The organism is Yersinia sp. 1652 StPb PI (genome assembly GCF_041538345.1).
Lineage (GTDB): Bacteria > Pseudomonadota > Gammaproteobacteria > Enterobacterales > Enterobacteriaceae > Yersinia > Yersinia enterocolitica_E.
This window is the reverse complement of the sequence record NZ_JAULSM010000001.1, coordinates 2302022-2318140: the sequence shown is the minus strand read 5'-3', so window position 1 is coordinate 2318140 and position 16119 is coordinate 2302022. Positions and strand designations below refer to the sequence as shown.

Sequence of the window (16119 nt, the reverse complement as noted above, 5' to 3'; positions counted from 1 at the left end):
GTGTAACTTGAGCTGAACGCTAATAGTCGCTACCATAGCGCGCCTAATAATGTCAGAGAGATAGTCGTGATGAAATACCAATGGATACTGTTCGATGCGGATGAGACACTATTTCACTTTGATGCATATCAAGGGTTAAAGCTGATGTTTTCTCGCTTTAATGTGGATTTTTCCGTGCAGGATTTCGATTATTATCAATTGGTTAATAAACCACTGTGGGTTGATTATCAAGATGGGAAAATATCCGCCAGCGAATTACAAAACACCCGTTTTGAGATGTGGGCAGAGAAACTGGGGGTGGCAGCTACCCGGTTGAACAGTGAGTTTTTAGTCGCCATGGCGGATATCTGTTCACTCCTACCGGGTGCCCGTGAGTTGGTTGATGCCTTGAGTGGTAAAGTGAATATGGGCATTATTACCAATGGTTTTACCGAGCTACAAACGATACGTTTGGAACGTACTGGTCTGAAAAATGTCTTTTCTCCGCTGATCATTTCTGAACAAGTCGGGGTGGCCAAACCGGATGTGGCTATATTTGAGCATGCTTTCAATTTAATGAATAACCCGGCCAAAGAGCATATTCTAATGGTGGGCGATAATCTGCATTCCGATATTCAGGGTGGTATTAATGCAGGGATAGATACTTGCTGGCTTAATATGCACGGCAGTGTACCGGATGATAATATTGCGCCTCGTTACCAAGTCAGTTCGCTGGCAGAGTTACAGAAATTACTCTTGGCCTAATTAACTTCTTATCTAATTTTAAAAGGCCGTTAACGGTATATTATCGATAACAGCCGGTTATCTATGCTCGTATATTAGTTGCAAGCTTGAAGGTCTGCTATCCAACGTAATTCAATGCTAGTGACAACGTCACCGTTGATTGGCAATTAAGTCTTCTACTTGGTCAAAAATAGGCATTTCAGGCCCGAAGCGGCGCACCTGGAGCACATCCTCCAGTTTCTCCAACTGGCTTATCATTTGCAGTAATCGCTGATCATCCAAGACTTGCAGCCAAATGCGACTTTCGTCACCGCCAGCCAACGGCATACATAAAATTCCCTCGACGTTAAATGCGCGCCGGGCAAATAACCCGCAAATATGGGACATCACCCCGGGGTGGTTGCGTACGGTGAGTAACAGTGTCACCTGCGCAGAAGTCGATAGGTTTGGTGTTGGTTGTCCTGCCATTTGTTGAGTCGTCATATTACTCCCCTCCAATCATATCGATATTTGCCGCACCCGGTGGCACCATCGGATACACTTTTTCATCCACATCAATCAGTGCGTGGATCAATACCGGGCCTGGTCGGTTTAAGGCTTCATGCAAGGCAGCATAAGGGTCGCTGGCTGTGTTGAGGTCACATGTGGAGAAACCAAACCCTTCTGCGATATGGATGAAGTTTGTGCGATACGGGTAGTCGGCTGCAAAAATACGTTTACCAAAGAACAGTTCCTGTTGCTGATGGACTAAACCCAATGATTGGTTATTCATCAAAATAATCTTAACGTTCAGCTGTTCTTCAGCGGCGGTCGCCATTTCCTGAATATTCATCATCAGGCTGCCGTCACCAGAAAAACACACTACTTTTGCCTCTGGTTTCGCCAGTGCTGCACCAATGGCAGCGGGCAGACCAAATCCCATGGTGCCCAGTCCGCCAGACGTTAACCACTGTCGCGGGCGATGCAACGGATAAGCCTGCGCTACCCACATCTGGTGTTGTCCCACATCAGTGGTAATGATGGTGTCATCATCCAGCGCTTCGGCCGCCGCGCGAATCAAACCATAGTGGCACAGTGGGTTGGTGCTGTTGGGTTGATTGAACGGAAATTCGCGCTGCATATCACTGACGGTTGAGCGCCATTCGCTGCGTGAACGAGTTTCAACTAAAGGCAACAGGTGGGTTAATACCTGCTTAATGTCGGCATTCATCGCCAGGTGTGGTCGGCGGATTTTGCCTAACTCAGCCGGGTCAATATCAATATGAATGATGCTGGCATCAGGGCAGAATTGTTCTGCTTTTCCGATAGCACGATCATCAAATCTCGCCCCAAGTACGATCAATAAATCAGCTTGTTGCATGATCAGATTGGTTGAGCGTGCTGCATGCATTCCCAACATTCCCAAGGATAATGGGTGGTCAACGGGCATGGTACCCAGTGCCATTAATGTCATGGTAGTTGGCAGTCCAGCCTGTTCAGCCAGTTGTATTGCTTGTTGGTGCGCCTGCGAACTGACGATTCCTCCCCCCAGATAGAGCACAGGCCGTGCCGCACGGTTGATCATTTGAGCGGCGTGCGCGATAGCTTGTGGGTCTATTGGGCAAGGCTCATCGGCAACGCCTGGTAGCGGCAAACTCTCAAGCTCAATTTCTGCTGTTTGCACATCTTTGGGAATATCAATCCATACCGGGCCGGGCCGTCCAGACTGGGCAATGCGAAATGCCGCTGGGATCACCCGGGGCAATTCGCTGATATCGCGAACCAGATAATTATGTTTGGTGATAGGTATCGATATGCCATAGGTATCAACCTCTTGAAAAGCATCGGTGCCAATCATTGAGGAGGAAACCTGACCTGTAATACACACGAGTGGAATAGAGTCGAGTTTGGCATCGGCAATTGCCGTGACCAGATTGGTTGCCCCAGGGCCGCTGGAGGCTAAGCAGACTGCGGTTTGGCCGGTGGCGCGGGCCATGCCTTGAGCCATAAAGCCAGCACCTTGTTCGTGTCGTGCCAGCACATGGCGAATAATACGGCTTTGTCCTAGAGCATCATACAGCGGTAACGCTGCGCCGCCGGGAATGCCTGCGACCGTGGTAATACCTTGCTGCTCGAGCAAGCGAACTATTAATTGGGCGCCTGTATAACGCATGGTTATATCCTTCATCAGGGCCGGCGGTTAACAGAGTGGGGCTAAAAAGAAACCCCGCTCGGCTGGCGCCGGCGGGGTTTGGGAATCTTTCTGGATTCGGTACCCGTTACGGCGCGCTGCCGACCACCACCACTAGCACGCGTACGACTACCACTGCGTTAACATACGCAGTATTTTGTAGACTGAAGGCGGCAATGGAATAGTTCACGAGGTATCTCATCAATAAGTGTAATAAGCCTTAAAAGATAAACACGATTCGCCAAAAGGCACAAGCAATCAGAATGATAACAATGCAAAAATCTGAGGCGGATCACAACGTTACTGGTGTGGCTGGACGCTGTAGTTAAATATTTATTTGTTTAATTATTTGAAAATTAAGGTAATTAATAGATGTTTGGTTAGCGATTTAGCAAGATAAGGTTTTTTATCATATAGCATGAGGTGTCAGCACTCAGATAGCCTATCAACACAGACTAATCTGCTCTTGTTGATACCCTGTTTAAAATTTAAACATTAAAGTAAAACTCTTGGAGTGTATGGAATAGCCGCTTGATAAGGCATAGAAGGGACTTATGCATAAATCGTTATCTTTGGTTCTCATTGCTGTTATCGCAGGATGTGGTGCGAAACAACCCCCTCCCGAAACGGTCAGCATTGATAATTACACCGCAAATCGTATCACCAGTATTATAGAAGCTAAATTAGAAACAGCACCTTATAGCAATAAGGGTGATGCTATTGCGAATATATCTGCTGAGTTTTTAGGTACACCTTATGAGGCAAATGTACTCATTGGTTCGCTAACGCAACCTGAACAGTTAGTGGTCGATTTCCGTGGATTGGACTGTTTCACCTACCTGGATTATGTTGAAGCCTTGCGAAAATCAGGAAGCAAGGCGGAGTTTGTGCAGCAAGTTATCAGAACAAGATATGTTGATGCTGATGTCAGCTACTTGCACCGAAAACATTTCTTTACTGACTGGTCACAGCGATCCCCTTTAAACGCACAAGATGTTACTGCACAAATAAGCACTCATACCCACACTGTTCTCAAAAATCTGAACCAGAAAAAAGAGGGTGGCGAGTTTATCCCCGGGTTGAGTGCTATTGAGCGTAATATTGTTTATATTCCGGCTGAGTTTATTAATGATGCGGTCGTCGCAGAGTTAAAAAATGGGGATTATATCGGCATTTACACCCCTATTTTAGGTCTGGATGTCACCCATACAGGAATATTTATCAGGACAGCAAAAGGCGCGATGTTCCGTAATGCATCATCAATGAAAGGGAACAATAAAGTTGTCGACTCACCTTTCTTGGAATATGTGAAGAAAACCCCAGGCATTGTGGTACTTAGGGCATTGCCGGTCGGAGATAGTGATTTAGAACCAATGGGTTGAGTTCAGTATGGTGGTATCCGTTATTCCCCCGATTCAACAGGGAATAACGGGTATATTACTGATGGTTTACGGCCTGAATTGCGGATTAATCAGCAAGAATATTGCCGCTAATTGTTCACGATTCTGCAAGTTTATTTCGCTGCTGGCAGAATAACCCTGGTTGTGAATAATCATTTCACCTAAGCCAACCAGCCAATCATAAATATAAAATGCAGTATTATTGGTCGGGGTCAATGCCAATTTGGTTAATCGCTGTGATGCTCCCAACGGCGATACTGATTTAGGTGGTTGGGCAAAAATCTTATGTCCCCGATTAATACGGCTATCAGGGCGCTGGTTTTCCTCTATTTGTAAGAAACCAAGCCAGGCAACAAAATCGCCCAATACCGTCAACGCACGCGATACCTGACGATCGGCTTTGGTTTCACGGTGCAGACCAACTTGCTCACTGTCTGCCAGTATCGTGATTAACTGCCCGGCGATATCCAGTCGGATACTGGCGGTAATCAGTTCTGCAACCAGCAATTCAATCGTGGGTTTGGCAATACCGAGCAGTTCAATCAATGGGCCGTTATCGGGCAGTTGTCGCAGGTGATTTATCCAATAACGCTGCACACTTGCGGCATAGGCTGTTTCATAATCATGGCTTATCGCAGCTGTTATCGTGGTTTGAAATGCCGCGGATACAGGCCTATCACTGAATAAGTCGATATCGATACCGATACTAAAAGGTTCGCTATGGGTCGCTGGGGTGATCAATTCAGCCGCACGGTTTTGCTGTTGTAGATATAAGCCGCGTAACTCATCACGAGAGGGCAGCAGTCGCTCTAATAACTCGCCGTGTAAGCCGGTTCGCGTTTGTAAGGCTTTGAGTAAGGTTTCAGCAATACGTTGTTTCTGTTGCAATTCGCTGTTTGCTGGCTGATACCAGCCTGCAAGCAGGTTATCGGTCAATTCTCGTTGTAACTCATGAAGTTGTTCGGTTATCCGTTCTGTTTTGATATCACGACGGATCTCTTGGGTCAGATAAGTGACCATGCGTTCAACACCACGAGTGTCCAATGCCAGCATGGAGCCCCAGCTATCACCAGGATTACCCACATGACGTTGTACCGCTTCGTCATAATTTTTCGCACCAGCCAACTGTGGGTCTGCGGTAACCCGTTGATCAAAGGGTGTTAATGCCCAGATTAACCCAGGATTGCGACGGGAACGCACCTGCACATTTTCCCCCTGAGTTTGCTTAACCCAATAATCCAGTGCCTTACCGACAGTTTTGACTTCTGAGCGTTTACCCGCCGCATTGCAGACTAATAGCAGGTTTATCTGTTGTTTATCCGTGTAGCGGTCAAGCAAATAGGCATTTTTAGCTTGAGATAGCAAAACGGCCTGCGGATAAGGAGGATGTTCAAGGTATTCTGGTGTATCGAATGGCTCAGTAAAATCAGGGAAATCTAGCAAGTCAATGGATTCAAATACATTTTTACGGGTAGAGGTGGTCAGCGGGATATGTAACTCGGTAGCTAAAAAAGTTAGCTCAGCAAGTGACAACGTCACTAAATCAGTCGTATTGTCATCAACTAAGGGCATAACTTGAATGTGGCTATCCGCGGGTGTGTTCAGAGAATAGAGTGTCGCAACATTCATAACGCCATTGGCGGGCAATAGGGTATCGTCCACTAATACGCTTAATGGTGACAGTACTTGAGTCGCGCCGCCCAGATGTTGCAAAGTATAGGCGAAATGGCGGTAAGCATCGGTCAATGGATGTAATTCTGTCCACAGTAATGAGAACAAAAGGGCACGATCATCAATGCTCAGATAAGGAGCCAGTTCAATGGCCACCGGCCAGAAATGAGTTTCCAGTTTTCTCTGGCGCGGGGCGTCATGACGAACCAGATAATCCCACAGCCCAATGACATCATCACTGCTGATACCTGCATTGGCGATCGGTTGTCTACGCATAACGAGCTGTTGCAGATGGTCAGTAATATGCTGTTCATCCAGCGAATGCTCTCGTCCATCCTGATGACGGGGGTCTTGAGGGTTATCCAGTAGATAAGCACCCACAACTATTTTAGCAATATCCACTTCACTGAGAAGAGAAAGCCGTACCGGATGGCTTTCGTAATGACTAACGGCTTGCTGGCTAAAACGTGTTGCCAGCCCACAGGCCTGATAGCCCGGTTTTATTTGTTGCCAAAAGTCGAGGGTTTTCCCGCCAAGGGTGGTTTCCAAGCGGCCATTTTCATCCGCCGCCAGCGCTGAAATAAGGTGCTGTTTCCCGGCAGATGACTGACCAAAAAAGCCAATGCTCATGCCGGTTAAGGATGTTTCCGTTAGCTGACGTGCTTTATTGCGATGGCGACGCAGTTTGATGGTGAGAAGATCGGCTTCAATATCCAATCGAATGGCGTGTTGGCGCACATTGTCAATCCAATCAATTGTTTGATCAATACCTTGTGTGACCTGCTCAAGCTGGCTATTGAGCTGTTGGGTGATTAATGATTTCATTTTCTAAATACACTCCCACTATCAATCCAATAATGGGTTGATCCTGAACCGTTGCTGGCTAATGTGTTGAGCTTGAGGCGCAGATGATGGGATGGCACACGGCTCCCATCTTGCAATACGGCATCCGCTATCTCAAAGCGCTCCTGACCATCGTCATTCTGCTTGTCACCCTTTGCTAATCTCAGTCTGACATGCAATATGCTGTCACCCGCGACTTTGCGCGCCAGTTCCTGATCAACAATGGATAAGGTATAAAGCGGCGAGGCAGGCCAACGGTCATTATCGAGCTGGCGAAAGCCAAGGCACAACGACCCTCTAACCTGAAAATGAGCGTCGGATGGCAAGGCAAAATTGCTGCTATCCAGATCGATATCGCGATAGTAGACATTCTCTTCTGTCAGTGCGTCGCTGCTGTCTAACATCCCGAGGTAGCGTATGGTCGAATAAGGTTGGAAATCACCGGCTTTAAAGTAAAAACCGGCCAGCCGTAAGTCCAGTGCCAGTAAACATAGCATTGCCCCCACTGCGGCAGTCGATTTTGGGTTATCGATGCGACCATGCTTGTTAAACGGATACCAATCGCTGGTGTGATATCCATCCAGCGAGAGAATACGATTGTTGGGCAGCGGTTGCAGATGGCGAAATAGTGCCTGAATGCCGGGGAAGCGTGAAGGGCGGCCAGTCAATAACAGCACATCACAAGAATAGAGTGATACCACTTCAGACAGTGAACGCAGGTTTTGCGTAATACTCATTCGGTTAGATAAAAACTCACCGTGCAACTTGCTTAGCTTTAATACTAACGGAACCTGCAAAATATCAAACCCGCCAGCATCTGTTGGCAGTTCACGCTGAACTTCGCTGTTAATGTAATCAAGGACTTTCTGTGTCGGTAATTGGGGTAATAGCTCGCCAAAATTAGCGTCTATTTCTGCACTGGCATCCAGGGGATCAAAGTTTTCGTAGGCTTCCAGAATAGCCCGGCCTGCGGGCATAAATATCTGCAATGTGGCTTGCTGACGCAGGGCTGATTGCCCATCCATGCGGCCATCATTGCCGAATAATTTATCCAGCAAGGCATCAGTATTGGTGACGCCAGCTTTCTTAAGGCGAGCCTGGAGGGCAGGTAGAAGATAGAGCTGAATAACATCCAGCAAAATATCATCACCGGCCACTTTAAACCCTTCACGGAATAACAGGCGCGGGCTGATTTTGACATTATTGCCAATACCATCATCCAGCCAATATTGCGTAATTGCCAGGTCGGTGGTGCCACCGCCAATATCGATAGAGGCGATACGTAAGGTTTTCCCGACAACATCCCCAGCTTCCGGCTGTTTATCGGGTCGTGCCATACTGGCAAAAAAGGCTGCGGTACGGCCACCGAAATTAACTTGAGTTTCGTTATACAGATAAACCATCTGACCGCAGGTCGCTTCATCCCATTCCATCTGTACATCGGGTACTGGAACCTGGCTTTTGGCGCGGCCTTGCGTGGATGCAAAGTTATCATCTGCCGGATGCCAACCCATAGATTTCCAAACTAAGGCAATGGCTTCATTCATCCGGCGGCGGAATATCTCGCGCTCCGGTTTTGGCATGGCGGAAGGCAGCGTTAAGATAATGGCGCGTAATTGCCGTGGCGCATTGGCATGGGTCATTTTCAAACGTTGTGCCGCGCTGTTGATTTGCATCAGCGCTTGCGCCAATAGTTCCGACAACATAAATGTCATCAATGAACTACGGCTATAATGTGGTGAAAATACCGGGAGCCGTTCATCTACTGGCACCGTATAGAGCGGTTGGCCGTCATCATTGACCAGATTGGTCAGCGGCAACGCCGTCGCCAGCGGTTCATGTATCAGTGTGGTTTGGGTCTCGTTGAAGCGCCAGCCCGCAGTATAGGTCTCTTCATCCCACAGATAGCGGCGGGGGCTGGAAATGCCGGTAGACCCGTCGGTGCCCAAACGGTGCTGTGCCATACGGCTGGCTTCACGACCAACACGGGTAATCGCAGGCCAGATAAAGGCATCGTCACGACCACTTTCCACCGAAAAATTCTGTTTGCCGAACTTCGCTTGCGCAAATTCAATCCGGCTTTCAAACAGTTCGTTATACAGATAGTGTGGCTCGCTTAAATCACGAATTTGTAATTCGTAAGTCTGTTTCAGGCCATTACTTTCATCGGCATGGTCTTCCACCAAAATGCCGCAGGTATGCGAGTTGCCGACATCGAGGATCAAATCAACATTAACGGTAGGTTCTTGTAGGGTGCTGGTGTTGATTTTGATTTCTGGCACACCAATCTGGCTGCCAAGTAACTCCAGCAAATTAAGATAGTGCGCCTGATATTCGAATTCGCGCAGCGATACACTGATATGCCTTTCGGTGCGTTCTTCCTGTTCTGATGCCTGTTGAACAAAAACTTCCCGCAACCAACCGTCAACCCAGGTTAAATCAAGGAATTCTGCCAATTCTTCATTGTGGTAGGCCAGGGCGAAACTTAATCCAGTTTTGACATCATTTTCATTAGGTGCCAAATACTCATTAGCATCACCTTCAGGATAGACTTTGGTATCAAATGCCATGGTGACACGTAAAGTATTGCCATCTTGATCTGGCGAATCTAGCACTAAAATCTGTACTCTGGCCCAGTTATCAGGCCCATTAACGAAGGTGCGCGGCGGATTAAAACGCAAGAAGGGCAGCGGCAACCAAATCTTGTTCAGCAGTTTTAGCGATTGTTCCAATGGAATACTAAATTCAGGTTTAACAATCTCTGGGGCTGAGCCGGGTACCATTAGCGAATATTTACCATTATGTGGATGGTAATTCAGGCGTAATAGTGGGCCATTAGCACTTTTGCGGACGAATTTATTTGGCAGCTCAGTCTCTAATTGGGGCTTTAAAGCGAAGTCCAGAAACTGAATGCCACTGTCCTGAATAAGCGTAATTTTCTGTTTTAAATCCGTGATCGTTGCCAGCATAATATTATTTAGTCTCACGCTTCATCGTCATTGGAAGGGTCGTATTGGCATCGTAACGGCCTTTGCAATCTGCAATCCCGCTCACGCCTTGTTTGCAGACGATCTCAGGCATTTGATATTTTGAACCATCACTGCACTGCGCCCTATAGCGGCTATTGATTACCAAATTGCCTGACTTCATTACACCAGCAGTGATATTTGCGCGGCAAGTCACGTTATCCCCGTGGGTGATTTTCACCGTACCTTTACCGTTTTTAATTTGATACTTCAGGCTGGGTGCTTTACCGGTTTGGGCGGCTTTAATATCCGGGCTGACACGCCAGTTGCCATTAAGGAATGTAGTCGATCCCACTTTGACGGCATCCGAAGGGAGTATCAGCGCACTTTTGCTCTCAACGGTGGTCGGCAATGCGACGGCGGTCGGTTCCACGATAGCTGACGCAGGCACGACGGTGGCATTATTCAACGGCAGTTGTGATGCAATTGTGGGCTGGATAATTTGAGCAACAGGTGCAGTGGCTACCGGTGCTGACAGGGTTCTATCTTCAGTGGCTGATTTATCTTCAAGGACAGTGGGCTTAACATCCGGGGCGGCAGCGGCATTTTCCGGCATTCCACCACTGAATTGCACTATCAAGGCGATAATTAGCGCCAACACCGGTAACATCCAGCTAAATCGTAGCCAACGTGTTGGTTTTTTTACTGCTTTTGATGGCGGGGTGACCTCTGCGACAGGTTCTGGCAGGGGGGGCAGCAACGTAGTTTCGGCCTGAGGCGCTAACTCAATGACAGCAGCGGCAGGCGGCGTGGGCATTGGGGCCGCAATGGTAGCGATAATAGGTTCAATCGGCTCGTAAGCTTCGCTGGTCTGGCGCAGACAATCGAGTGGGTCAGTGCGTGTTTTTTTATCCGGGCTGACAAATCCCCAAAAGGTCAGTACTGGCTTGCCTGCCACTAAATAAACGTGATTTTGATCGGGGAATTGCATTGTTTTGGCCAACAGTACGCCAAATAACCGCTGTGCGGCGTTATCAGATTTTTGCGCCCGCTGACACAAGTCATTGGCACTTGCCAGACAGGCGGACAACTGCTTAACCGCTGCCTTGCGCTCAACACTGCTGGCTGCCAGCCATGAGGTCACTTTGCCTTCAATGGGGGCATACCAATCTATGCGGTCGCCGCGTTCATTAAGTTGAGGTATGGCCAGACAGTCAGCAATATGTTGCTGTTTTTTAAGGCGTAATGCCTCTCTTATCTGCCGTGCAGAGGCATAAACCGGTTGCCCGTTTTCGCCTAACGCCAGAATGTCGTCCAAACTACCACTGCGTAAAAATGATTTTGCCACGCAAAAGAGACCTTTATAGTGTTGCCCAAGGCAGAAAATAATGTGTTATCTGCGACAACCTATACTTTAGTGTTGGTGAAGGGGAATCAAACGACGGAATAAGTGGCAAAATGTCCTCTTGTTTTCAATGAATGGAGATTTTTGGTGTAACGCGTGTTTGGATATTTGCTCTGTAACGGCAAAATGTTCATTACAGGGCACATTACGTCGATGGACAGTAAAACCGTGTTTTTTACTATGTTTCTGCGTAGGTTAATTGAGTAAGCTAAGCACCGCCTTTACGCGTATTGAAAGGAGATATCTTGAATCAATCACAAAATACCATTCACCTATCAGCCAACGAAGCGATTGATAGGCTTGAGACGCTATACGAGTCAGCACTTGCGGCATTGCGTGATGCTATTAGCGCTTTTATTCGCGATGGCGCTCTGCCGGATGTTGGTGAAAGGGCTAAGGGCTTGTTCTCATATCCACAGCTCAGTGTCAGTTGGGACGGAAGATTCCGCGACCACCAGCGTACCCGTGCTTATGGGCGTTTCTCCCGGACCGGGCAATACAGTACCACTGTTACTCGGCCGACATTATTTCGGGACTATCTGACAGAGCAACTCACCTTGCTTGAAAGTGAGTATGGCGCGGTGTTTGAAGTGACACCGTCACAACAAGAAATGCCATATCCTTTTGTGATCGACGGTTCTGACCTCATTCTCGACCGGTCGATGACGGCGGGCCTTGCTCAGCACTTCCCAACCACGGATTTGGCAAAAATCGGTGATGGCATTACTGATGGTATTGATACTGCCACCGCTGATTTTCCCTTATCGCATTTCGATGCCTTGCGGACTGATTTTTCACTGGCGCGGCTAAAACATTACACGGGCACCCCCGCAGAACATATTCAGCCTTATATCCTGTTCACTAACTACAGCCGCTATGTCGATGAGTTTGTCAGTTGGGCTTGTGAGCAGATTCTCGACCCCGCCAGCCCTTATAAAGCCTTATCCTGTGCCGGTGGCAGCTACATAACGGCTGAAAATGCTGATCCTGAAAAGACCACCTCTGATCTGGCATGGAAAAAACATCAGATGCCGGCCTATCACTTAATTGCAGAAGGGGGTCATGGCATTACTTTGGTGAATATTGGCGTCGGCCCATCCAATGCCAAAACTATTTGTGATCATCTGGCGGTACTGCGGCCTCATGCATGGTTGATGATTGGGCACTGTGGTGGATTGCGTGAAAGTCAGGCCATCGGCGATTATGTGCTGGCTCATGCCTATCTGCGTGATGATCATGTGTTGGATGCGGTGTTGCCGCCAGATATCCCGATCCCAAGTATTGCTGAGGTACAGCGGGCATTGTACGACGCAACCAAAGCGGTGAGTGGCATGCCAGGCGTTGAAGTCAAACAGCGATTGCGCACCGGGACGGTAGTCACTTCTGATGACCGTAACTGGGAGCTGCGTTTTTCTGCGTCAGCACTGCGTTTTAGCTTAAGCCGCGCAGTTGCCGTCGATATGGAAAGTGCCACCATTGCAGCTCAAGGTTATCGCTTCCGGGTGCCTTATGGCACATTGCTCTGTGTTTCAGATAAACCGTTACATGGCGAAATCAAGTTGCCGGGGCAGGCGAACCATTTCTATGAAGGTGCTATTTCAGAGCATTTGCAGATTGGTATTCGGGCAATAGATTTATTGCGCGCGGAGGGTGATCAACTGCATTCACGCAAACTGCGTACCTTTAACGAGCCGCCGTTCCGCTAATCTCATCACGCCATAAACCGGCAAAGTATCAATCGATGTTTTGCCGGTTATGCTCGATGACCATCTTAATAAAATTGTCCCGCACCAAATCAGGAATAGCACTATTCCAGGCAATACCCACTTGCCAACTGAGGGTGTCACCGCTGAGCGCAATAATATTCATCGTCGGGGGCGCGATATGCACCACACTCTGCGGCAGTAATGCCACGCCGAGACCGGCAATCACCAGTGCGAGTATGGTCTGGATATCCTCAACTTCTTGCATCGCTGGCGCGTAGAGTTGATTTGACTGTAAGAACAGGTCAATTTGTGCATTTAGCCCGCGCCCACGCTCGCTATATAAACGCAGTAACGGCAGATGTTTTAACCATTCGTCGAGTGTTAGTGCCTTATCTTGCGGGGTTACCAGCACCAGACGATCGTCAAATAAGGGATGATAATGTAACGGTGCCTTGGGCGGCACTCGAACAAATCCTATTTGCAGTTCACCGTGGGTTAATAATGCATATTGCTGTGCCGAGGGGATATCCTCCAACGTAATGGCAACGCCAGGAAACTGCTCTCTGAATTTGGCGATACAGTGCGGAGCTGTATAGAAAGTCGACAATCCAAAACCTATCGATATAAACCCTTCAATGCCCTTGGCCACTCTGATGGCATGTTGTAGAAAAAAATCAGACTGATTAATCACTTTCTCCGCCTCTGCCAGCAACTGTTGGCCGCCAGGGGTTAGTAGCGCACCATGACGCCCGCGTGAGAACAGATGAAGATTTAGCATCGATTCCAATAAGTTAATCTGCTTGGACAGGGCCGGTTGCGTGATACAAAGCGCCTGTGCAGCTTCATTGTAATTGCCTTTCTGTGCCAGCATAACAAAGGCTTTTAGCAACTTAATATTCACTATTTCATTCCAATTGGTAATCGATAAAGGAAAATCATTCATTATAAAGTTATCAATACGGCTGCTGTAATGCCAATGATAAAAATCAGCGGTAGATGCCCCAGGAGGATAATGTGACTGAATCACCATTGATAACAGCAGCAACCGTGCAGTTCCAGCATCAGGCCAATAACAAACAATATAATCTGTTGGTTATTGAGAAGTTTATCGAGCAGGCAGCCCTGCAAAACATCAAAATATTAGCGTTTCCAGAGATGTGTATCACTGGATACTGGCATGTCCCTAAGTTGACTGCGGTGCAAGTCAATGCATTGGCGGAATCGATAGAAAACAGCCCATCAATCGCCTTGGTTCGTGCGTTAGCAGTTAAATATCAAATGCTTATTGGTGTGGGCCTGATTGAGCGGGCAGATGACGGGCGACTCTATAACGCCTATGTTGCTTGCATGCCTGATGGCACCTTGCACACTCATCGAAAATTGCATGCTTTTGAGCATCCAACCATTAGCAGCGGCGATTCTTACACCGTATTTGACACCCCTTGGGGGGTCAAAGTGGGCATCCTTATCTGCTGGGATAACAATTTGGTGGAGAATGTTCGCGCTACCACCTTACTGGGCGCGGATATATTATTGGCACCACACCAAACCGGTGGAACTCACTCCCGTAGCCCTTATGGCATGAAGCCCATTCCACTCGAACTGTGGCAACAACGTGTTGAACGAAAAGAAGAAATAACCGCGGCAATTCGTGGCACCAATGGCCGGGAATGGCTGATGCGCTGGTTACCAGCCCGGGCACATGATAATGGTTTATTTATTCTGTTCAGTAATGGTATTGGGGCCGATGATGATGAAGTGCGCACCGGTAATGCGATGATACTGGATCCGTATGGCCGCATCATCAATGAAACCTGGGAGGCCGCCGACATGATGGTGTGCGCTGAGCTGGATCTCTCCTTGATCCCACTCAGTACTGGACGGCGCTGGATCTATGGTCGTCGCCCAGAGTTATATACCATTTTGACTGAGCGGCAAGGTTATGAACGGGATGCTATTTCAGCACGTTTTTCCGCTGATGCTCCAGTCCTGAAAAACAGATAGCTGACCGCCAATTTTACAGTCAATACCGGTGAGGCAGGGACTGAAAACACCTGCCTGTATTACCGGCGAATGCCGGTGCCAATGCTGATACTCGATACTCCGCCCGAACCCCCACTCACGCCGACATGACCGGTATTTGCACAGGCAATCAGCAATAGTGTAATCATCACCATGATTAACTTTTTCATTCGGTTTCCTTAGGTTCGCTAGCACGCTACGCGCGCAGAGACAGGAAGGGTAGCTTGCCTGTCTCGGATACTGCCCGATAAGTTATATCAAATAGTATATAGCTAAAGCGGGTTGTCTATGGTTTTCATCTGACAACTGAATAGGTCGCAGAGAGAGTCATATACAGCGTAAATGTATGGCAGTGATAGCTGATTCAACCTGATTGGTAACAGTATCTGTTTAATAATCAGATCAACACTTTTGCCACACTCAATCAAGAGACTCGCCTATGCACTTTACTCAAGCCATTGCCAGACTGCCGGCGGCTACCTGTGGTAGCGGCCAGACCACGTCCCAATTGGGCGCCCCAGATATTGCTGTGACGGGTCACCAATTTTTGGCCTACGTGGATACCTTGCTCCGTCTTGGCCTGAAAGTGACTATTTTACCAGCAGCACCGGCATTCCCTGATGCGCACTTTGTTGAGGATACCGCCGTCGTCATGCCGGAACTGGCGGTGATAACCCACCCTGGGGCACCCAGCCGCCAAGGCGAAGTGGCGACTATCGAGCCGCTATTTACCGACCGCCCGGTTGTTCGAATGAGCGAGCAAGGCCATCTTGATGGGGGTGATGTGCTGTTGGTGGATAAACAATTTTTCATCGGCCTGACTTCACGCACTGATGAAGTAGGGATCAGCGAATTTACCGCCGCGGTCGCGCGCTATGGCTATCGGGTAACGCCAATAGCAGTGAGTGCGGGGTTACACCTGAAGTCGATTGTTAACTATGTTGGGCGTAACACCTTGTTGCTGACCGAGGATTATCAGCACCATCCTGCGTTTTCTCGGTTTAATACCCTTGTTATTCCTGAAGATGAGTCTTACGCCGGTAATACTTTGTGGATCAATGATACGTTGATTACCCCGCAAGGGTATCCTTACACGTTGGCGCAAATTGAAAAGCTGGGAATGCCAATTATTCAACTTGATACCAGTGAATTTAAAAAAATGGATGGCGGCTTGACCTGCCTCTCGCTTCGTTTCTAATCCTTGCGGTTTCTA

13 protein-coding genes are annotated in these 16119 nt (G+C 48.2%); 5 read left to right on the top strand and 8 right to left on the bottom strand.

Annotated elements, in window-relative coordinates; translation table 11 throughout:
• Positions 1 to 69 precede the first annotated feature (69 nt).
• Positions 70 to 744, top strand: coding sequence for a pyrimidine 5'-nucleotidase (gene yjjG / locus Q2T71_RS10660; protein WP_083158814.1), 675 nt, complete (start codon positions 70 to 72; stop codon positions 742 to 744).
• A gap of 129 nt (positions 745 to 873) precedes the next feature.
• Here yjjG and ilvN read toward each other — a convergent pair whose 3' ends face one another.
• The 3 genes from ilvN to ivbL form a co-directional block, all read right to left on the bottom strand.
• On the bottom strand, positions 874 to 1206 hold the full coding sequence (gene ilvN, locus Q2T71_RS10655) for an acetolactate synthase small subunit (RefSeq protein ID WP_372559051.1): 333 nt from the start codon (positions 1204 to 1206) through the stop codon (positions 874 to 876).
• A gap of 1 nt (position 1207) precedes the next feature.
• Positions 1208 to 2875: an acetolactate synthase large subunit gene (gene ilvB / locus Q2T71_RS10650; protein WP_193784659.1), complete on the bottom strand. Its 1668-nt coding sequence runs from the start codon at positions 2873 to 2875 to the stop codon at positions 1208 to 1210.
• A 106-nt stretch (positions 2876 to 2981) separates the two neighbouring features.
• Positions 2982 to 3083, bottom strand: coding sequence for an ilvB operon leader peptide IvbL (ivbL, locus tag Q2T71_RS10645; RefSeq protein ID WP_372559050.1), 102 nt, complete (start codon positions 3081 to 3083; stop codon positions 2982 to 2984).
• A gap of 364 nt (positions 3084 to 3447) precedes the next feature.
• Here ivbL and Q2T71_RS10640 point away from each other — a divergent pair, with 364 nt between their 5' ends.
• Entirely contained in the window at positions 3448 to 4275 is an 828-nt protein-coding gene (locus Q2T71_RS10640) for a DUF1460 domain-containing protein (protein ID WP_083158817.1), read from the top strand.
• Positions 4276 to 4341: 66 nt separating this feature from the next.
• Here the strand turns inward: Q2T71_RS10640 and Q2T71_RS10635 are convergent, their stop codons facing one another.
• From Q2T71_RS10635 to Q2T71_RS10625, 3 genes are read right to left on the bottom strand one after another with little or no spacing between them, the layout of a single operon-like run.
• Positions 4342 to 6789 (bottom strand): putative virulence factor, encoded by a 2448-nt coding sequence (locus Q2T71_RS10635; RefSeq protein WP_372559049.1) that lies wholly within the window; start codon positions 6787 to 6789, stop codon positions 4342 to 4344.
• On the bottom strand, positions 6786 to 9776 hold the full coding sequence (locus Q2T71_RS10630) for a virulence factor SrfB (RefSeq protein WP_372559905.1): 2991 nt from the start codon (positions 9774 to 9776) through the stop codon (positions 6786 to 6788). The genes Q2T71_RS10635 and Q2T71_RS10630 overlap by 4 nt, the downstream gene beginning before the upstream one ends.
• A 4-nt stretch (positions 9777 to 9780) precedes the next feature.
• The gene (locus Q2T71_RS10625; RefSeq protein WP_372559048.1) at positions 9781 to 11121 is read right to left on the bottom strand and encodes an SrfA family protein; all 1341 of its coding nucleotides are present in this window, start codon (positions 11119 to 11121) and stop codon (positions 9781 to 9783) included.
• A 302-nt stretch (positions 11122 to 11423) separates the two neighbouring features.
• Here Q2T71_RS10625 and Q2T71_RS10620 point away from each other — a divergent pair, with 302 nt between their 5' ends.
• Entirely contained in the window at positions 11424 to 12884 is a 1461-nt protein-coding gene (locus Q2T71_RS10620; RefSeq protein WP_372559047.1) for an AMP nucleosidase, read from the top strand.
• 28 nt (positions 12885 to 12912) lie between these two features.
• Here the strand turns inward: Q2T71_RS10620 and Q2T71_RS10615 are convergent, their stop codons facing one another.
• Entirely contained in the window at positions 12913 to 13785 is an 873-nt protein-coding gene (locus tag Q2T71_RS10615) for a LysR family transcriptional regulator (RefSeq protein ID WP_372559046.1), read from the bottom strand.
• A gap of 113 nt (positions 13786 to 13898) precedes the next feature.
• Between Q2T71_RS10615 and Q2T71_RS10610 the strand changes: the two genes are divergently transcribed.
• Positions 13899 to 14888 carry a nitrilase family protein gene (locus Q2T71_RS10610; protein WP_372559045.1) on the top strand — a complete coding sequence of 330 codons (990 nt, stop codon included), beginning with the start codon at positions 13899 to 13901 and terminating at the stop codon, positions 14886 to 14888.
• A 59-nt stretch (positions 14889 to 14947) separates the two neighbouring features.
• Here Q2T71_RS10610 and Q2T71_RS10605 read toward each other — a convergent pair whose 3' ends face one another.
• The gene (locus Q2T71_RS10605; RefSeq protein ID WP_265331623.1) at positions 14948 to 15076 is read right to left on the bottom strand and encodes a hypothetical protein; all 129 of its coding nucleotides are present in this window, start codon (positions 15074 to 15076) and stop codon (positions 14948 to 14950) included.
• A 269-nt stretch (positions 15077 to 15345) separates the two neighbouring features.
• Between Q2T71_RS10605 and Q2T71_RS10600 the strand changes: the two genes are divergently transcribed.
• Positions 15346 to 16104, top strand: coding sequence for a dimethylarginine dimethylaminohydrolase family protein (locus tag Q2T71_RS10600; RefSeq protein ID WP_372559044.1), 759 nt, complete (start codon positions 15346 to 15348; stop codon positions 16102 to 16104).
• The last annotated feature ends 15 nt before the right edge of the window (positions 16105 to 16119 follow it).